Source organism: Burkholderia sp. BCC1972, assembly GCF_905339605.1.
Lineage (GTDB): Bacteria > Pseudomonadota > Gammaproteobacteria > Burkholderiales > Burkholderiaceae > Burkholderia.
On record NZ_CAJPGH010000001.1, the window covers coordinates 316,921 to 335,846 of the forward strand.

Below are 18,926 nucleotides of genomic sequence, written 5' to 3' on the forward strand. Positions count from 1 at the left end.
ACTTTCATTATACGCCGATCATCGATGACATCAACATGAATCATCGCAGCTTCGCTCGCTCATCTTCCCGCGATCTCCTAAGAAACTAGGCGTTAACGATAATCTTGACGAATGCCATCATCCATCACAAAAATGAAAGTGACTTTTATTTTTAGAGAACACTGATGAATTCGTTGCCTCAACCCGTCTGGCGCTCGTTGCTGTACGTCCCCGCCCACGTCCCCCGTTTCGTCGCTTCGGCCGCGGCGAGCGACGCCGATGTGCTGATCCTCGATCTCGAGGACAGCGTCCCGCCTGCGTGCAAGGAAGCCGCCCGCGACGGGCTGGCCGATGCCGTGCCGGCGCTGCGCGCGTCGGGTCGCGACGTGCTGGTGCGCGCCAACGGTCCGCTCGACCTGCTGGTGCACGACCTGCGCGCGGCCGTCCGGGCCGGCGTGGACGGCGTCGTGCTGCCGAAGGTGCGCGGCGGCTCGCACGTCGAGGCGATCGACGAACTGCTGGCCTCGCTCGAAGCGGAAAGCGGCGCGCCGCCGGACCGCACGCGGATCGTCGCGATCGTCGAAACACCGCGCGCGTTCCAGGCGATGGACCGGATCGCGCGGGCGTCGCCGCGCGTCGTCGCGATGATGCTGGGCGGCGGCGACTTCGCGCTGAATTGCGAAAGCGGCGCGAGCGCCGACGTGCTGCGCGTGCCGAAGCAACTGCTGATCATCGCCGCGCGCGCGGCCGGCATTCTGCCGCTCGGCCTCATCGGCGGCCTCGACGAGCTGCACGATCTCGACGCGTTCGAGCGCATCGCGTGTGCGTCCGCGGAACTCGGCTATGCGGGCGCGACCTGCATTCATCCGCTGCAGGTCGGCGCGCTCAACCGCGCATTCCGCCCCGACGACGCCGCGGTGCGCGACGCGAACGCGGTGCTGGCCGCCTACGACGACGCGTGCGCGAACGGGCGCGGCGCGCTGCGCGTCGACGGCAGGATGGTCGACGCGCCGGGCGTCGCCCGCGCGAAGCGCGTGCTCGCGCGTCACGCGGCCGTGCAGGCGCGTGCCGACGGCACGCCCCGCTGATGCGCGCGCCCTGCATCGCCGTGCTTCATCGCTGCGCAGGCGCACGTCGCGCGGTGCGCGCGTGCATCTCGCCGCGACGCAGCCGGTTCGCCGCGCGGCCCGGATAGCGTCGCCCCGCAGCACCCGCCGCGCCGCTCGACCGGCGCGGCGCCTCAATCAAACAAATAGAAACCCTGGAAGGAGACAAGCCATGGGCAAGCGAATGTCCGCCTTGTGCGGACTGGGCCTCGTATCGGCCGGCGCCTGCGCGCAGAGCACGATCACGCTGTATGGCGTGGCCGACATCTATACGGAATTCCTCACCCACCAGGCCGCGCCCGGCGACAAGTCGTCGGCATCGCTCGTGCGGATGGCGTCGGGCGGCAAAAGCGGCTCGCGCTGGGGCCTGAAAGGCGTCGAGGATCTCGGCGGCGGCTGGCAGGCCGCGTTCCGGCTCGAAAGCGGCATCAACCTGAACAACGGTACCGGGACCGGCGCGGGCGGCTTCGACCGCTCCGCGTGGGTGGGGCTGCAGCATGAGCGCTGGGGCGCGCTGCGGCTCGGCCACCAGTATTCGACGCTGTTCGACGTCATGGAGCGCTATTCGCCGACGGGCGCGTACTCGACGCTGTACGAGCCGGCCGGCGCGATCGTCGGCGTCAACTTCCGCGAAAACAACGTCGCCAAGTACCTGGCGAAGATCGGCTCGCTGACACTCGAAACGCACTATTCGTTCGGCGGCACGCCCGGCGCGTTCCAGTCGAACGCCGCCTACGGCGCCGGCTTCGACTATACCGGCGGCGCCCTCTCGTTCGCCGCCGCGTTCGACAACGTCAACACGCCGCAGCCGGGCGGCTTCGCGCATTTCCGCCGCTACGCCGCCGCCGCGATCGTGTCCGTCGACCGCGCGCAGCTGCTGGCCGGCGTCACGCATGGCCGCAGCGGCGTCGACGCGCCGTCGGTCGTGACGCACTACACGTTCTGGTGGGCCGGCGTGCGCTACGCGGTCACCCCTTACCTGCAGGCGATCGGCGCGTTCTATTACGAGGACATCCGCACGCAGAATCCGCCGAACGCGCGGACGCCTGCGCCGCACCCGGCCAACCCGCAGCAGGTCACGCTGCAGTTGAACTACTTTCTGTCGAAGGCCGTCACGCTGTACCTGGCGGGCGGCTACGCGCGTCGCGCCGCGCTCGATTTCGACAACTACAACTACAACTTCCTCCACTACACGCTGGCTGCCGACCGCGCCGGCAGCGCGGGCGCGGCACTCGGCCTGCGCAAGCTGTTCTGAGCCCGCCTCTCCCGCACTTTCAGGAACTTTCGGAGTCCTCAAACCATGAACCGCCGCCACTTCCTTTCCACGCTGACGGGCGCCGCGCTCGCGCTGCCGCTCGCCCGTGTCCGCGCCGGCGCACTGCCGGCGGCCGCCGACCGTCCCGATCTCGCGCAACAGCTCGCCGACTACGCGGCCGGGCTGCAGTATCGCGACCTCGACGCCGCGACGATCGAGACGATCAAGGCACACCTGATCGACGCGCTCGGGTGCGCGATCGCCGCGCACGACGAACGCCCGGTGCGGATCGCGCGCGACGCGGCGCTCGCGGCGCCGGCCGGCGTATCGACGATCGTCGGCACGAACCAGCGCACGAGCGCCGATCTCGCCGCGTTCGCGACCGGCGCCGCGCTGCGCTACTACGATTTCAACGACGCTTACGCCGGCAAGGAGACCGGTCATCCGAGCGACAACATGTCCGCGTGCCTCGCCGTCGCCGAAGCGCAGCATGCGAACGGCCGCGACCTGATCCTGTCGATCGCGATCGCGTACGAGATCGCGTGCCGGCTGATGGATGCCGCCGCGATCAGCCCGCGCGGCTGGGACCACACGTGCTACAGCCTGCCCGCCGTCGCGCTCGCCGCCGGCACGCTGATGCGCATGCCGGCGCCGCAACTGGTCCAGGCGGTGAACCTGTCGATCAACGGCCATCTCGCGCTGAACCAGACGCGCGTGCAGCAGTTGTCGAACTGGAAGGCGCTCGCCGATGCGGACGCGGCGCGCAACGCGGTGTTCTCGACGCAGCTCGCCCGCGCCGGGCTGACCGGCCCCGCGCCGATCTTCGAAGGCATGGCGGGGTTCTTTCCGCAGGTGTCCGGGCCGTTCGCCGTCGACACGCGCGAATTCGGCGGGCGCGGCGGCGCGTTCCGGATCGGCAAGTGCTTCGTGAAGCTCTATCCCGCGCAAGGGCTCACGCAAACCGCGATCCCGGCCGCGCTCGACGTCGCCGCGCAGGTTGGCGACCTGCGCCGCATCCGGCGCATCGAGATCCACACGACCGCGGTCGGCTATGTGACGGCCGGCCGCGACCGCGAAAAATGGGCGCCGTCGACCCACGAAACCGCCGATCACAGCCTGCCGTACATCGTCGCGCGTGCCATGCTCGACGGCGACATCACGACCGAGAGCTACCGGCACGATGCACTGCACGATCCGGCGCTGCGCGCGTTGATCGAGCGGATCACGGTGCACGAGGACCCGGCGCTGACCGCCCGGTATCCTGCGCAGGCGCCGAACCGGGTGACGGCCGTGTGCGAAGACGGCACGACCTGCGCGAAGCAGGTGGACGACCTGCCCGGCTCGCCGACGCGGCCGATGCAGCGCGACGACTACGACACGAAGTTCGCGAAGAACTGCCGGCGGCACTGGAGCCCGACGCAGACCCGCGCGGCGCTCGATTACCTGTGGCGGCTCGACGAGCAGCCCGACGTCGCGACGCTGCCGCCGTTGCTCATCGTCGGCCGACCCGCGTGAGCAGGCCCTAGGCCTCCGCCGCGACGCCCGGCCGCTCGAGCGCGTCCGCGACCTCGACGATGCGCCCGCGCAGCCACGCGTGCGCGTTGCTGCCGTCGTAGCGGCGGTGCCAGTAGAGCGACCACGCGACGGGCTCCATCGCGAGCGGCAGCTCGCGGATCACGAGCCGCGCATCGTCGAGGCTCACCGCATGCCGCTCCGACATGATCACCGCGTACGGCAGCGCGTCCAGCATGTTCGGCACGACGAGCCAGTGCGGCACGTTGAGCGCGATGTGCCGCGTGCAGTTCATGTTCGCGAGCAGGTTGTCGACCAGGCTGTGGTCGACCGGGTTGATCGTCACGTTGAGGAAGTCGAGCGCGAGGAATCGTTCGAGCGTCAGCGGCTTGCCGGCATCCGGATGACTGCGGCTCATCACGCAGACCATCCGGTCATGAAACACGATTTGCGACGACAGCGTGCCCGAATGTTCGAGGCCCGCGCTGACCGCCAGGTCGAGCAGCCCCGATTCGAGCGCGTCGGCGGTCTTGGCGGCGCTCATGTGCACGACGTCCATGCCGATATTCGGGCTGGTCAATCGCATGCAGCGCAACAGGGCCGGCAGTAACAGCAATTCGGTGAGATCCGACATGCGCACCGTAAAATGGCGCTCGGACGTAAAAGGATTGAATTGATAATCCGATTCAAATAATTCCTCGATTTGTTGCATGATTTGTCGAATCGGCATGGCCAGCGCCTGCGCACGCGGCGTCAATTCCATGCCGACCGCGGTGCGCGCCAGGATCTCGTCCTTGAACAGGAACCGCAGCCGCGCCAGCGCGTTGCTGACGGCCGGCTGCGTGAGGCCGACCTTCTGGCCGGCCCGTGTGACCTGTTTCTCCGTCAATAGCGCATCGAGTATGACCAGCAGGTTCAGATCGATCGAACGTAAATTCATGTTTGCGACCATCCACTAAACAGGTTAATCACCGCCTCCGGTTGCGATATTCCGCAACGGGAGCAATCCCCTGATATTTAGTGCAATGCACAAGAATAGTCCAATCTTGACTTGCCAATATTTTTAGGTGTCGGACGACATTGGTTAAGTTTTTAACTTAATTGAAACGTTTGGCGCCGATTCTTCCGGATACCGTGCCAATCGACGGCTGAATTCCCGATTGCCGCAACCCGGTCGCGTTGCAAAAAAAGTGCGGGCGGCCGCCCCCACAGCAGCCGCCCGCAGGCTCAAACGGTCGCGACAGGATTCACCGGCGCGCCGACCAGGCCGCGGATATGCAACGGCGGCGCGGTCAGCAGAAACCGGTTCCGGCAGTGCGCATGCAGCCAGTTCGCGAGCGGCGTCAGGTGCCACAGCTCGCCCAGGTGAATGCCGAGCTTGAACAGGCACAGCTCGTGCAGCGGCATCAGTGCGCCCGGCTGCGCGAGTGGTTGCGCATGCTGCGGGCGCTCCTCGATCGCGTGGTTGTCGGCCACGAGCGCGGCCAGCCCCGATTCGTCGATCCATTGCAGCAGCCGCGCGTCGCTGCTGTCCAGCACGCACGCGCTCGCGACCGTCGCCGGCGATCCGCCGTCGTCGTTCAGCAGCAGATCCGCAAAGCCGGTGTGAATGCAGACGATGTCGCCGCGTTCGACCTGCACGCGGTCCGCGTCCATCACCTGCATCAGTTGCGCGAAGCCGACCTTGGTGCGTGCGTCGCCGAAATGACGCCGCAGGTCGATCAGTACGCCGCGCCCCTGCACGCCCGTCTGCGCCATCACCTCGATGCCGAGCGAGCGCGCGCCGCCCGTCGCGTCGCCTTCCTGCGGCACCCGCAGATGCTCGCCCATCCGGAAACCGTTGTAGAACACGATTTCAGGCACGCCGTCGTCGTCCGCGTCGAACAGGCCGCCCACGTGCGACAGGCCGTCCCATTGCGTCGAGAACTGCGAGTGCATGCAGAACGAATCGTCGCAAACCACATCGGTTGCGTTCGCAACCTGCTCGTCCGCGCGATAGCCGAAATACGGCTTGCCGCCGAGCAGCGCCGGCATGATCGCCGGCGGCCGGCGCCGCGCGTTCAGCCCGCCGCCGCGCGGCACGTCGAGCGGCAGGCTCAACGAGAACGACAGCCCTTCCCGAACCTCGGCTGCGCCCTGCCTGACCTTGTCCGGCGTCAGCCAGTTCAGCCGACCCTTCTGGTCGTCGGGGCCGAAATCGCCCCAGTTCGAGCCGGGCGGCCGTTTTTTCCACCGCGGTGCACTCAAGATCGGTGTCCTCCTTCAGAACCTGACGTCAGCTCCGCGAGCGCGTCGAGCGGCGCGTCGTCGACGAGCGCCTGCACCGCGTCGCGCAGTTCGAGCGCGCGCGGCATGCCGATGACCGAACTCGCCGCCAGCACGAACTTCGCGACGAGTTCCTCCTCGGTCAGCGGCCGCGCATTGGTGCCCTTGCTCGAATCGATCCGCGCCTCGCGCACCTGCCCGTCGCGCAGCACCACGCGCAGCACGGCCGGCAGGAAGTGCGGGAATCGCTCGTCGCACCACGGATCCGCGACGCAACGCACCTTTGCGGCCAGCGCGCGCCGTGCGGGGTCCTGCGCAAGCGCATCGTCGAAATCGTCGAACCAGACGCCGAGCCCGCCGCCGCCGAGCAGCGCCGCCGCGACCGTGTACGGCCCCGAGAACGCCGCCGCATAGCCGTTCGGCGGATTCGCCTTCAGCTCCGCCGGCTCGCCGATCGTGCGCAGCGTCGACGTCGCGACCCGCAGCTCGGCAGACACCACGTCGTCGGCCGTCACGCCCTCCGCCTTCAACCGCAACGCCGCGTCGATGCCCGGATGCGTGAAGTGATTGCACGGGTACGGCTTGAAGATGATCCGGCTCGTCTCCCACTCGTCGCCGAGGTTGCGCAGCACCGCGTCGACGTCGGCCAGCTCGCCGCACCATGCGTGGAAGAAGCCGAAGCGGCCTTCCAGCGCGGTCGGCGGCGCGGTCACGCCCGCGCCTGCGAGTTCCGCCGCGCTCACGCCCGCGTGCGCCGCCCAGCCGCAGTGGATGCGCTTCACCGAGCCACCGGTGCGGTTCGCCTCGAGCAGGCCCGCGCCCATGCTCGCGGCGATCCCGAGCGCCGCCGCGATCTGCGCGGCGTCGAGCCCGAACAGCATCGCCGCGGCCGCCGCTGCGCCGACCGTGCCGCAGATCGACGTCGCGTGCTGGCCGCGCTCGAAGAACACCGAATTGCCGAGCCGCTCGTTGTAAGCGGCGACGCCGAGCCGGATGCACACCTCGGTGCCGACCGTGATCGCATCGAGCAGCGCGGCGCCCGACGCGCCGCTCGCCTGCGCGGCGGCGAGCGCGGCCGGGATCACCGACGCGCTCGGATGCAGCACCGACAGCATGTGCGAGTCGTCGAAGTCCATCGCGTGCGCGAGCGTGCCGTTGACGAGCGCGGCGCTCGCGGCCGGAAGCCGGTCGGGCGCGCCGATCACGCCCGCCGGCCCGACGCCGGCCCAGCGCCGCGCGACCTGCAGCACCGACTGCGCGACCGGTTCGTCATGCGCGATCAGGCTGTTGCCGATCACGTCGAGCACGCGCGCGGCGGCCTCGACACGCAGCCGGCGATCCAGCCCTTCGGCGCGCACCTCCGCCGCGAAGCGGCCCAGCGCGCCGACGATCCCGTCGGGCGGCGCGGGCCGGTGCGTCGCGGCCGGCGCGGAAAGCGTCTCGGGTGTGCTCATGCCAGTGCTCCACTGAGTCGAAGATTGTTCGCGAGCGCGAGCGTCACGCGCGCGTTGGCGATCAACGGCGGCGCGACCACGCGGCCGTCCGGCAGCACGAACACCGACGACGCCGAGGCCTTGCCCGCCGCCGCATCGACCGCCTCGAGCACGCGCTCGGCCGCGCGGATCTCGTCCTCCGACGGCGTGAACACCGCGTTGATCACCGGCAGCTGCGACGGATGGATCGCGAAGCGGCCGAGGAACCCCATCGATTTCGCGCGCAGCGTCGATTCCTTCAGGCCGTCGAGATCGGGCAGCGTGTGATAGACGGTCTGGATCGGCCCGGTCAGCCCTGCCGCGCGCGACGCGACCACGCAGCGCGCACGGCACACCTCGAGCGTGAAATTGTCGACGCCGATCTGCAGGTCCGCGCGCAGGTCGCTCTCGCCGAGCCCGATCCGTTCGAGCCGCGGCGATGCGCTCGCGAGCTGGTAAGCCGTCTCGACGCCGTACGCCGACTCGATCAGGATCTGGATGCCCGCATCGCAGCCGAGCGCATCGAGCCAGCCCGCCACTTCCTGGATCTGCTGCGGCAGGTCGCATTTCGGCAGGCGCAGCGCCTGCAGCGCCGGTTGCGCGATCGCGTCGACGTCGTCGCGGCACCACGGGCTGCCGATCGGGTTGATTCGCACGTACGTCGGCTTCGGCGGGCCTTCCGCGAGAATCGCGGCGGCCGCCTCGCGCGCCTCGGCCTTGTGGCTGGCCGGCACGGCATCCTCGAGGTCGAGCACGACGGCGTCGGCTTCGCTCGCATACGCCTTCTCGACCACCTGCGCCTTGTGCGCGGGCACGTAAAGGTAACTGCGGTAAGTTGCGCTGGTTTTCATAAAACGCCTCGTTCGGTCAAGTCGGCGATCTCGCGCCGCTCCAGTCCCAATGCGCCGAATACTTCGTCGTTGTGCGTGCCGCGTGCAGGCCCGCCCCAGCGGATCGCGCCGGGCGTGTCGGACAACCGGAACGGCACGTTGTGCGTGCGGAACGCGCCGAGCTCCGCGTCGGGCACCGACACGACCGAGCCGAGCGCCGCGTACTGCGGATCGCGCAGCACGTCGGCGACGTCGTAGATCGGCGCGACCGCCGCCTGCGCGCGCTCGAATTCGGCGATCACCTCGTCGCGCGTGCGCTGCCCGATCCAGCCGCCGACCGCCGCATCCAGCTCGTCCGCGTGCTCCGCGCGCTCGGCACCGTTCGCGAACCACGGCTCGTCGATCAGGTCCGCGCGGCCGACGAGGTGCATCACGCGCTCCGCGATGCTGTGCGCCGACGTCGACAGCGCGACCCATTTGCCGTCCGACGTGCGGTAGACGCCGCGCGGCGAATTGTTCGGCGAACGATTGCCGGTGCGCTCGGGCACCCGCCCCGTCTGGTCGTAGCTCGCCACCTGCGCGCCCATCGCGGCGAGCATCGTCTCGATGATCGCGAGATCGACGACCTGGCCGCGCCCGGTGCGCTCGCGCGCCTTGAGCGCCGTCATGATCGCGAACGCGGCGGTCAGCCCCGCGATCGTGTCGGCGAGCGGAAACGACGGCAGCAGCGGCGGGCCGTCCGCCTCGCCGGTGATCGATGCGAGCCCGCTCATCGCCTCGGCCAGCGTGCCGAAGCCCGGGCGGCTCGCATACGGGCCGAACTGGCCGAAGCCCGTCACCCGCACGAGCACGAGCCGCGGATTCAGCGCGGACAGCACGTCGTAGCCGAGCCCCCAGCGCTCGAGCGTGCCGGGCCGGAAGTTCTCGACGACCACGTCGGCCTGCGCCGCCAGTTCGCGGAAGATCCGCTGGCCGTCGGCCGTGCCGAGATTCAGCGTGACCGCCCGCTTGTTGCGCGCGAGCACCTTCCACCACAACGGCACGTCGTCGCGGCGCGCGCCGTACTTGCGCGCCGGATCGCCGTCCGGATGCTCGACCTTGATCACGTCGGCGCCGTAGTCCGCGAGCATCGTCGCCGCGAGCGGGCCCGCGAACAACGTCGCGGCGTCGATCACGCGAATGCCGTCGAGCGGCGCCGGTTTGGAGGCGTCCGACGCCGCGCCGGCGTCGACGTCTCCGAGTTCCACAGTGGCCATGCCGTTCTCCAGTCAGATGAATTGCTCGGCACGCCGCGCCGATATCGTCTGCATGACTAATCGTCGTGCTGCGATGCGGGCGCGGCGCGCGACCTGCCGCTTAGACGGCGTTGATCCGGTAGATCGGGAAATACGTCTGGATCTTCCCGTTCAGATAGTCGGACGCGAGCTTCGGCACCTCGTCGAAATCGAAGATCTCGGTCGGCTCCTGGCCGATCCAGCCGCTCGTTTCCTGGAAGTCGCGGATCGTGATGCTGTCGTCGTAGCGCCATGCATGCGTGTGGATGTGCAGGCGGCGGTTGATGCATTCCGTCGCGCGCAGGTTCCACAGGCGCATCCCGGTCTTCCAGCCGACCGTGGTGACGATGCCGGTACGGCCGACCACGCGCATCGTCGCGCGATACAGCGCGCCGCCGAGATTGTCGAGGAAGATCGCGACGCCGCGGCCACCGCTCAGTTCCGCGATCGTCTCCGCGAACACGCGCTCCGACTCGCGATAGCTCGCCTGGTACTCGGGATCGGTCTTGTAGCGCTCGTCGTCATACGCGAGATTCGGGAACTTGCGGCGATCGACTGGCGTGATGCCGAGCTTCGCGAGCTCCTCGAGGCGCCGGTCGTTGCTCGCCGTCATCGCGACGCGAAAGCCCTCGCGCTTCGCGAGTTGCAGCTCGGCGAGCGTCGTGCCGCCGCCCCAGCCGAATACCAGGTAGTCGGCCGGATCGACGTCCGGCAGCTGCGAGCGCCAGCATGCCGACGCCACCTTCCAGTTGTCCCACGCGGTGAAGTAGCGGCCGTACGTCGCCCATTGCAGCAGCGAATGCCGGCTGTCCGTCGGCACGGCCACGAGGTTGTCGGCGCGCATCTTGGTCCGCTGCGCCATCACGCCGATCGTGCCCGGCGCGTCGTACGCATAGACGAGCTCGGCGAACCCGTATTCGTCGCGCTTGCCGAACGGCATCACCATGCAGATATCGCCTTCCTTCAGCGTCTTCACGCCGCTGCCGCGCTCCACGATGCGCACCAGCGCGCCGTTGCCGAGCACGATCTTGTCCTCGCGGCGCTGCCGGCAGATGTCGACCGGATTGCGCGACAGCGCGTGGTCGAGGTTCGCTTCCCACGATCCGTACAGCGGCTCGACCAGCACCTCGTCGGCTTCCGGGTCGGAGAATTCGAAGGTCTCGCGACGCAGCTCGCCCGCCACGGGCGCCTGCTTCCTGCTCGGTTCCGGTCCTGCGTAGAGAACCCATGCATCGGTCTTGATCATCGTCATGCCTCGTTAAATGGCTCTGTATGAATGGTGCACGCCGAACACACCGCTTCGTTCAGCGCGAATAGGCCTGCTCCAGTGCCGCCTCCACGTCGGCCGTCGCGGCGACCTGCCCGAGCTTCGGGAAGATCTGCGTCAGCGCGAAGGTCTGCGCGTCGGTGGACGACGTGCTGACCGCGTCGCTGACGACGACGACGTTGTAGTTGTTCTCGTATGCCTGGCGCGCCGTCGACTCGACGCCGATGTTGGTCGCGATTCCCGTCAGCACGATGTCCGTGATCCCGCGCCGGCGCAGCTGCACGTCGAGATCGGTGCCGGTGAACGCGCCCCACTGGTGCTTCGTCACGACGATGTCGGACGGCCCCACGCCGAGCGCCGGCGCGAACGCGCTCCATTCGGGATCGAGATTCGGCGGCGCCGACGGCGCATCCGTCCTGACCTTCAGCGCAACGCCGCCGTCCGGCTGGTAGCTCGTGTGCACGTAGATGACGGGAAGCTGCAGCGCGCGGAACGCGGTCGCGAGCTCGACCGTCTTCGCCACGACCTGCGCGCCGGTGTAAGGCACGACCGGCAGCGACACGATGCCGTTCTGCAGATCGATGGCGACCAGGGCGACCGTGCGATTGAGCGTCGGAATGGACATGTTGAAACCTCACTTCTGTTGGGAGATGGAAGAAGCGGCGGCATCCAGGTGCCGGCTCGATGCCGCGTTGAGCAGCAGCAGCACGCTGATGACCGCCAGGACGATGGCCAGCTCGCGCAGGCCGCGATCGCTCGCCGGATGGCCGAGCGCCAGCCCGACGAGCGCAAACGACAGGCTGCCGCCGACATACTGCGCGGTGCGGTACAGCCCCGAGGCCGTGCCGATCCGGTCATGCGGCGCGCTCTGGTAGAGCGCCGCCTGGTTGCCGAGATTGTTGAAGCCGTTCGGCACGCCGAACACGATCGACAGCAGCACGATCGACCAGACCGGCATCGCACTGGTGAGCAGACTCATCACGACGCTGCCGACGCACAGCATCGCGGAGCCGATGATCAGCACCGGCCGCGAGCCGTGACGGTGCGCGAGGCGCGTCGCGAACATCGTCGCCACCGTGCCGACCGCGGCAATCGGCAGCATCGCGAGGCCGGCGTCGGCGGCGGACAGGTGCTTGGCCTCCTGCAACCACATCGGCAGCGCATAGAAGATCGCGTAGAACACCGCGTAGGTGCCGACGCAGCGCAGGTAGGTGCCAGTGAGCGCACGGTTGTCGCTCAGCATGCGGATGTCGATCAGCGGCGACGCGGCCAGCCGCTCGCGCCGCACCAGCACCGGACACAGGACCAGCGTCGCGACGAGCAGCAGCCAGTCGGGCTCGCGCGTCACCGACTGCAGGAACAGCAGCAGGCTCGCGAGCGTCAGGATGAACAGCGCGACGCCCGGCAGGTCCAGTTCGTTCAGCGTGCCGCGCAGCGTGCGGCGGCCCTGCACGGCGCGCCGGACGACGTCGGCCGGAATCCACAGCCACGCCAGCACGAAGGCCAGCAGCACGATCGGCACGTTGATCCAGAAGATCGCGCGCCAGCCGGCGAACTGCACGAGCGCGCCGCCGAGCGGCGGACCGAACGCGACGGCCACCTGCGCCGCGACCGAGATCGCGCCGAGGCCGCCCGTCGGCGTCGCGCCGTTCGCGTGCCGCTGCGACCAGGTGCGGATCATCGCCATGCCGGCCGGATACGCGGCGGACGTGCCGATGCCGAGCGCGACGCGCGACGCGATCAGCCACCCGAGCGACGGCGCGAACGGCGCGAGCGCAGACGCGATCAAGACGATCGCGAGGCCGATGCAGAAGATCCGCTTCGCGCCGAACCGGTCGGCGAGCCGTCCCATCGTCGGCTGGCCGACGGCCGTCGCGAGATAGAGACCCGACACGAGCCACATCGTGTCGATGCGTTCGTGCGCGGCAGCGTGCGGGTTGAACGCTTGCTGGATGCTGACGAGCGCGACCGCGATCATCGACGAGTTCAGTGCATTGAGCAGCGTGCCGAGCACGATCGGGCCCACCAGCGTGGCCGGCAGGCGCAGGCCCGTCGCGTGCGCATTGCCGCCGCGTTCCGGCGCGCCGCCGGAGGTCGAGGGTGCCGCTTGCGCAGGTCGATCGGAAGTCGTTTTCATGGCATCGCCGAGTGGTGGATTCGCTTCGCTCGATCAAATTCGAACGTACGTTCACCTTACCGCCGCGACTGCCGCGAATGAAATGGATTGTTGCGATGCACACATTCGTCGCTTGAATGCAGATCGCGAACCGGATGCTCGAAAGCGGCCCCGGCAAGCGGTGGAACGACCTCGGCAAATCAACCGTGTCCCTTGCCGGACGGGCGTATCCGGGGAACGCGGCGAATCGTGTCGAATGTGTGGGAAATGATTTGTGCCGTATATCTCCATCGGCTGGCGACCGCTTTATGCGGCAGTGCAATGGAGATTCAGAGCGATGGCTCTAGACCGGCATGACGGTTCTGCAATGAGGCTCGTCTCGAGCGCGCGGAAGCACTGACAAAAACGAGGCCCCGTCGATCGTTGTCGACGACGCGTTGCGGACATCGCTCGATGCACGACGATCCGCTCGATCGCGCCAGGATCTATTGCGTGCGCGTCGACACGCTGCCGCGATCGAGCGACGCCGCACGCAGCACCTCGCCCGGCTCCGTAAAGTAGCGCTGTCGCAATTGCGCGATCTGCGCATCGCGATCCTGTGCCGACACGTTCTGCGCATCGATCTGCGCGCGCTGCGCCGCATATTCGTTGTACTTCGCATGCCACGCGTTGTCCGCCTGCTGCATCTTCACGACTCGCTCGGCAGCCTCCGGCCCGAGCGTTTGCGCGAGCTGCGCGCGCATTTCATCGGGCGTCGCGTTCGATTTCTGTGCCTTGTCGATCTGCGCGATCGCGTTGTTCTGCTCCTTCTGGCGCGCCAGCCCCGCACGCCGATCGGCCGGCAGCTGCTGCTCGAGCGCGGCAAGACGTGCCGCCTTCTGGTCGTCCGTCAGCAACGGATCGCGGATGATCTTCAAGCGCGCGAGATCGTCACGCTGCAGCGCCTGCTCGGCGCCGAAGAACGGCTCGCCCCAGTCGCCCAGCGTGCGGCTCGCGATCGTCGCGCGCTGGTCGAGCATGAGCTGCAATGCCTGCAGGTCGAGCGTGTTGTCCACGGCGCCGCCGCCCGGCAGCTTCGCAAGTCCGGCGAAATACGCGCGGTAGCGCTTCCAGACGTCGAGCGCCTCGCGTTGTGCAACCGTACCGTCGAGCTGCGCGGCAATCGCGCGTGCAACGAGTGCATCCAGTTCCACGGGGCGCAGCTGGTTTTGCGCGGTCAGGAAATAATCGAAGAAGCCGCGCACCGCCACGACCTTTTCGAGGTGACCGCGCGCGTCGAGCGGCAGGCGCGGCGCGGTCGAGCCGACGAGTGCCGGAGGCAGCGCGCTTGCGCCGAAACCGGGCACGGTGCTGGCCGCCGCGCCCACCGACGCGAACGATACGGCCTCGGCACGCACGACGCCGGACTCGCCGGCGTCATGCGTCTTCCGAACGCCGATCGCATACCAGGCTGCGCCAGCCGCGACCACGCCCGCTACCCCGTAAAGCGCGATGCGTCGCGCGATACCGCGCTTGCTACCGGTCATCGATTACACGCCCTGGGTTTTCAGCCGGTTCGCGTGCGTGCGGATCGCCGCAACCGGATCCTCCACATTCGCGCCGAGTACGCCGAGGATCTGGTTGATCGCATCGGTGTGATTCCAGTGATACGTGCCCAGCACCTGGCCAAACAGCGCGCTGCATTGCGACACGACGCCGTCGTTCGGGCCGGCGCCGCGATTGACCATCACCGTACCGCTGCCGAGCAGTGCCAGCGTCGACGGATCGAGCACGTTCGCCGGATCGGTAGCCCCGCTCACGCTCGTATCGACGGCACCCGTCACGCCGGCCATCGTCGCGGTCGGCTGGATCGCCGTGCCGCCCCACGAATAAAGCAGGTGCGTATTGCCGCCGACCGTCTCGGTCGACGCGCCCGTCGTGCACGAACCCGGCGCACCGAGACCTGCGCTCGGGAATTTCTGGTTGTAGGCGGCGGCCTTCGCCGTCGTCAGCACCGACAACGCCTGAATCGCGTCCTGGTTCGTGTTGAAGTTGCTGCTCGTCAAGGTGCCGAGCGCATTTGCGAACGCGCTGAAGACGGCCGACGACAGGCCGGTCGGATCCGTCTGCAGCAGTTGCTGGACGAAGTCCGCGAATTGCGAGCCCCAGTGCGGCGTGCTGATCGTCGTCACCGATGCGACCAGCTCCGGCGCAACGGATGCAACGTAGCGCGACGACAAGCCACCCTGGCTATGGCCGATCAGATTCACTTTCTGTGCGCCCGTCGCCGCAAGCACCTGCTTCACGTAGGCAAGCAATTGCTCGCCGCGCCCGTTCGGGCCATCGTCGCTCTGGTAGCCGGACAGATTGGCAACGTAGACCTTCGCGCCGTGCGCCTGCAGATCCTCAGGAATGTGATACCAGTACTCGACGACGCCGCCATACTTGTCGGTGCCGGTCAGCCCGTGCACGAGAATGATCGGGTACTTGGTCGCCGCATAATCGTCGACCGCGGTCGTCGCGGCGGAAGCGGCATGCGCGCCGGCCAGCGACAAAAAGGTTCCAACACTCGCGGCAGGCGCCGCGTTCATCGCGAATGCGACCACGGCCGCCGCTGTCTTCGCTCGTATCGATCTGCTCATCTTGCTCTCCATTTTTTACGTACGTGTCAATTGCTTGAGGATGAGGACGCGAGAATCGCTGATGCGGCGACGTTTTCGACGTTGAAACGTCGCGCGTGTGGTGTCGGCCGTACCTGCATCGATCGCTTGCCACGGCGAACACCGACACCCGAAAACGAATAAAAACGAACACAAACGAACGTTTTCGCACCAGCAGGCGAAGTGAAGCACGTTCAATCGAACTGCGCTGACGGTTAGACAGGGCGCTCTAGTCAATTGACAACGGATGCGTCGATCACTCGATCCGTCGCGCTTCGTCGACGTCTTGCGATCCCGGCCGTTACGGCATCGCGCCGACGCACGCCAAACGGATCGATCGCGCGCGGGTGAACTGCCGTGGAATTTTCGGAACTGGCGGCGGCATGCCGGCGGCCTCGCGGCGGCCGACGTCGAGCGGCTCAAGCAATTCGAGCGGGAGAATACGGGGCTGAAGAAGAAGTTGGCAGTGCTGCTCGATCGAGATCTCTACGACCTTCAGACGATCCGGCTACCGCATGCTCATGGTGGTCAGTCCGGGACGGCCTACGATGCGCCCCGGCAATCGGAGGTGGGCACGCGGCGCACGGTCGTGCGACCGTGCCCCAAGGATCGAATTTTCTTCCTGCCTCGATGTATAGAGAAAATCAGGCGCGACCGTCACCGTCGCCACTTCGAACATCGCCGAGCATGGTGACGAGGACGAGCGCGGCAATCAGGCCCAGGTGCTCGAAAAAGCTGTTGAGCGCCATGAAGCGCGCCACGCCCGCCTGGTTCCAGAAGTCGTTCGCCACCAGCATCGCGACGAACGTCAGCATGCCGAGGCTGCCGGCGCCGAGCCACGTGAAGCGGCGCAATACCACGCACAGGGAACCGCCGATCTCGACCACAACCGCCAGTGCAGCCCAGAGCGCGGCCGGGTGCAGGCCGAAATGCGCCAGCTCCGCGATTGCCTCGCCGAAGTGCATCGCCTTGTTGATGCCTCCGACCAAAAAGGCGGAAACCAGCGCAAGCCGTACCAGCACCGCGACCCACGGCTGCGCAAGCACGACACGAATCCACCCGGGGCTGTACCGGCCGGTTGCCGTCGACATGTCAGATCGCCCAGCACGAACAGCCGAACGCGCCCCAGAAGCCCTTCGCGTCCGACGTCGGCAACGCGCTGCCCCACGCGCTCGCATGGGCATGCGCGTGCACGTTGCACGCACTCGCGCAGCCGCACATCGCGGCAGCCGCCGCACGCTGCAGCGGTGCGCCACTGCGTTGCGTCGCCCCCCAGCCGCCATAGCCGCCGTACTCGCGCACGGGCGACCAGTCCGGCATCGCGGGCGGAATCGGCGCGTCGTGCGACGCGAACGGCCCTGCGCCCCACACGATCTTGCCGCCGACCACCGTCAGCAGCGCGGTCGTGTCGATGATCTCGTCCTCCGCGCAGGTGAAGAAATCGCGATCCGGGACCACCAGGTCGGCGAGCTGCCCGACCGCGACACGCCCCTTCTTCCCTTCCTCGTTCGAGAACCACGTCACGTATTCGGTCCACATCCGCAGCGCGGTCTCGCGATCGAGCAGGTTGCGTTGCGGATACATGCGCAGCCCGCCGACCGTCTTGCCCGTCACGAGCCACGCGAGCGACACCCACGGGTTGTACGAGGCAACACGCGTCGCGTCGGTACCGGCCGACACCTTGATGCCCTTCGAGAGCATCCTCGCGACGGGCGGCGTCGCCTCGGCCGCCTGCGCGCCGTAGCGCTCGACGAAGTATTCGCCTTGGTACGCCATCCGGTGCTGCACCGCGATGCCGCCGCCCAGCGCGGCGATCCGGTCCATCGATTTCTCGGTGATCGTTTCTGCGTGATCGAAGAACCAGTTCAGGCCGTCGAGCGGAATGTCCTTGTTGACCTTCTCGAACACGTCGAGCGCGCGGCTGATCGTTTCGTCGTACGTCGCATGCATGCGCCACGGCCAGCGGTTCTGCGCGAGCACGCGCACGACGCCTTCGAGATCGTCTTCCATCTGCGCCGGCAGGTCCGGGCGGGCGACGCGGAAGTCCTCGAAATCGGCCGCCGAGAACACCAGCATCTCGCCCGCGCCGTTGTTGCGGAAATAGTCGGTGCCGTCGTGATACTTGACGCTCTTCGTCCAGTTCACGAAGTCTTCCTTCTCCGCGTTCGGCTTCTGCGTGAACAGGTTGTACGCGATCCGGATCGTCATCTCGCCCGCGTCGTGCAGCTTGCGGATCACCTCGTAATCGTCGGGGTAGTTCTGCGAACCGCCGCCTGCATCGATCACGCCCGTCACGCCGAGACGGTTCAGCTCGCGCATGAAGTGGCGCGTCGAGTTGTACTGGTATTCGAACGGCAGCTTCGGCCCCTTCGCGAGCGTCGCGTAGAGGATCGTCGCGTTCGGGTTCGCGAGCAGCAGCCCGGTCGGGTTGCCCGCGGCATCGCGCAGGATCGTGCCGCCCGGCGGCTCCGGCGTGTCCTTCGTGTAGCCGACCACCCGCAGTGCCGCCGCGTTCAGCAGCGCGCGGTCGTACAGGTGCAGGATGAACACCGGCGTATCGGGCGCGGCCGCGTTGAGTTCCTCGATCGTCGGCAGGCGCTTCTCGGCGAACTGGTGTTCGGTGAAGCCGCCGACCACGCGCACCCATTGCGGCGCGGGCGTGATCGCGACCTGGCGCCTGAGCATGTCCATCGCCACCGCGAGCGACGGCACGCCATCCCAGCGCAGCTCCATGTTGTAGTTCAGGCCACCGCGAATCACGTGGCAGTGGTTGTCGATCAGGCCCGGCAGCACGGCGCGGCCCCCGAGGTCGACGACCTTCGTCGCACGGCCGGCGAGCGGCATCACGTCCGCTTCGCTGCCGACCGCGACGAAGCGGCCGGCGGCGATCGCCACCGCCGTCGCGGTCGGGTTGGCGCGGTCGAGGGTCGTGAACCTTCCGTTGTGAAGGATCAGATCCGGTTGGGACTCGGTTGCGGTCATATACATCACCTCGTTTCGATCAGAAGCCAAAAAGCTGTTTGAGGGTGGGGATGGCCTGCACGCCGATTACCATGCCGAGCAACCCGACCAGGGCAATCAGCGGCGGTGCCGGGGAGCGAACCTTGATTGCGCTGTAGATGACACCGATCAGCAAGCCCGCACCAAGGGAAACCAGATAGGATTCCATACGATCAATTTCTCGGACAGGTTGGAATGCAGGTCGTAACGT

At 67.7% G+C, this 18,926-nt stretch carries 17 protein-coding genes; 4 read left to right on the top strand and 13 right to left on the bottom strand.

All coding sequences use genetic code 11. The features are described 5' to 3' along the window. Positions 1 to 164 precede the first annotated feature (164 nt). The 3 genes from U5798_RS01490 to U5798_RS01500 all read left to right on the top strand — a co-directional run bounded on the left by U5798_RS01490 (position 165) and on the right by U5798_RS01500 (position 3,855). Positions 165 to 1,067, top strand: a complete 903-nt coding sequence (locus U5798_RS01490) for a CoA ester lyase (RefSeq protein ID WP_322080939.1) — start codon at positions 165 to 167, stop codon at positions 1,065 to 1,067. Between the two features lie 190 nt (positions 1,068 to 1,257). Further along, complete coding sequence (locus tag U5798_RS01495; RefSeq protein ID WP_322080940.1) at positions 1,258 to 2,340, top strand: porin; 1,083 nt, start codon at positions 1,258 to 1,260, stop codon at positions 2,338 to 2,340. Between the two features lie 45 nt (positions 2,341 to 2,385). Then, positions 2,386 to 3,855 carry an MmgE/PrpD family protein gene (locus U5798_RS01500; protein WP_322080941.1) on the top strand — a complete coding sequence of 490 codons (1,470 nt, stop codon included), beginning with the start codon at positions 2,386 to 2,388 and terminating at the stop codon, positions 3,853 to 3,855. 7 nt (positions 3,856 to 3,862) lie between these two features. Here U5798_RS01500 and U5798_RS01505 read toward each other — a convergent pair whose 3' ends face one another. The 10 genes from U5798_RS01505 to U5798_RS01550 form a co-directional block, all read right to left on the bottom strand. Further along, positions 3,863 to 4,792: a LysR family transcriptional regulator gene (locus tag U5798_RS01505; RefSeq protein ID WP_124448167.1), complete on the bottom strand. Its 930-nt coding sequence runs from the start codon at positions 4,790 to 4,792 to the stop codon at positions 3,863 to 3,865. 287 nt (positions 4,793 to 5,079) lie between these two features. Then, entirely contained in the window at positions 5,080 to 6,099 is a 1,020-nt protein-coding gene (locus U5798_RS01510) for a cyclase family protein (RefSeq protein ID WP_322080942.1), read from the bottom strand. Further along, positions 6,096 to 7,571, bottom strand: a complete 1,476-nt coding sequence (locus U5798_RS01515; protein WP_322080943.1) for an MmgE/PrpD family protein — start codon at positions 7,569 to 7,571, stop codon at positions 6,096 to 6,098. The genes U5798_RS01510 and U5798_RS01515 overlap by 4 nt, the downstream gene beginning before the upstream one ends. Continuing rightward, complete coding sequence (locus tag U5798_RS01520) at positions 7,568 to 8,440, bottom strand: HpcH/HpaI aldolase/citrate lyase family protein (protein WP_124448173.1); 873 nt, start codon at positions 8,438 to 8,440, stop codon at positions 7,568 to 7,570. Before U5798_RS01520 ends, U5798_RS01515 begins: the two co-directional genes overlap by 4 nt. Beyond that, positions 8,437 to 9,675, bottom strand: a complete 1,239-nt coding sequence (locus U5798_RS01525) for a CoA transferase (protein WP_322080944.1) — start codon at positions 9,673 to 9,675, stop codon at positions 8,437 to 8,439. The genes U5798_RS01520 and U5798_RS01525 overlap by 4 nt, the downstream gene beginning before the upstream one ends. 100 nt (positions 9,676 to 9,775) lie before the next feature. Next, complete coding sequence (locus U5798_RS01530; RefSeq protein ID WP_322080945.1) at positions 9,776 to 10,939, bottom strand: zinc-binding alcohol dehydrogenase family protein; 1,164 nt, start codon at positions 10,937 to 10,939, stop codon at positions 9,776 to 9,778. Positions 10,940 to 10,997: 58 nt separating this feature from the next. Beyond that, a complete protein-coding gene (locus U5798_RS01535; RefSeq protein ID WP_322080946.1) occupies positions 10,998 to 11,585 on the bottom strand; it encodes a hydrolase in 588 nt (195 codons plus the stop codon). A gap of 9 nt (positions 11,586 to 11,594) precedes the next feature. Next, positions 11,595 to 13,097, bottom strand: a complete 1,503-nt coding sequence (locus U5798_RS01540; RefSeq protein WP_322080947.1) for an MFS transporter — start codon at positions 13,095 to 13,097, stop codon at positions 11,595 to 11,597. Positions 13,098 to 13,561: 464 nt separating this feature from the next. Beyond that, positions 13,562 to 14,602 (bottom strand): lipase secretion chaperone, encoded by a 1,041-nt coding sequence (locus U5798_RS01545; RefSeq protein WP_322080948.1) that lies wholly within the window; start codon positions 14,600 to 14,602, stop codon positions 13,562 to 13,564. A 3-nt stretch (positions 14,603 to 14,605) separates the two neighbouring features. Further along, positions 14,606 to 15,697, bottom strand: coding sequence for a triacylglycerol lipase (locus U5798_RS01550; protein WP_322080949.1), 1,092 nt, complete (start codon positions 15,695 to 15,697; stop codon positions 14,606 to 14,608). Positions 15,698 to 15,962: 265 nt separating this feature from the next. Here U5798_RS01550 and U5798_RS01555 point away from each other — a divergent pair, with 265 nt between their 5' ends. Further along, positions 15,963 to 16,409 (top strand): hypothetical protein, encoded by a 447-nt coding sequence (locus U5798_RS01555; protein ID WP_322081213.1) that lies wholly within the window; start codon positions 15,963 to 15,965, stop codon positions 16,407 to 16,409. On the opposite strand, the gene U5798_RS01560 is transcribed toward U5798_RS01555, so the two are convergent. From U5798_RS01560 to U5798_RS01570, 3 genes are read right to left on the bottom strand one after another with little or no spacing between them, the layout of a single operon-like run. Then, positions 16,360 to 16,806, bottom strand: coding sequence for a DoxX family protein (locus tag U5798_RS01560; protein ID WP_322080950.1), 447 nt, complete (start codon positions 16,804 to 16,806; stop codon positions 16,360 to 16,362). The two genes, U5798_RS01555 and U5798_RS01560, sit on opposite strands and share 50 nt — an antisense overlap. A gap of 1 nt (position 16,807) precedes the next feature. Then, positions 16,808 to 18,697 carry an amidohydrolase gene (locus U5798_RS01565; RefSeq protein ID WP_322080951.1) on the bottom strand — a complete coding sequence of 630 codons (1,890 nt, stop codon included), beginning with the start codon at positions 18,695 to 18,697 and terminating at the stop codon, positions 16,808 to 16,810. 19 nt (positions 18,698 to 18,716) lie between these two features. After that, positions 18,717 to 18,884, bottom strand: a complete 168-nt coding sequence (locus U5798_RS01570) for a DUF1427 family protein (RefSeq protein ID WP_124448191.1) — start codon at positions 18,882 to 18,884, stop codon at positions 18,717 to 18,719. Positions 18,885 to 18,926: the final 42 nt, after the last annotated feature.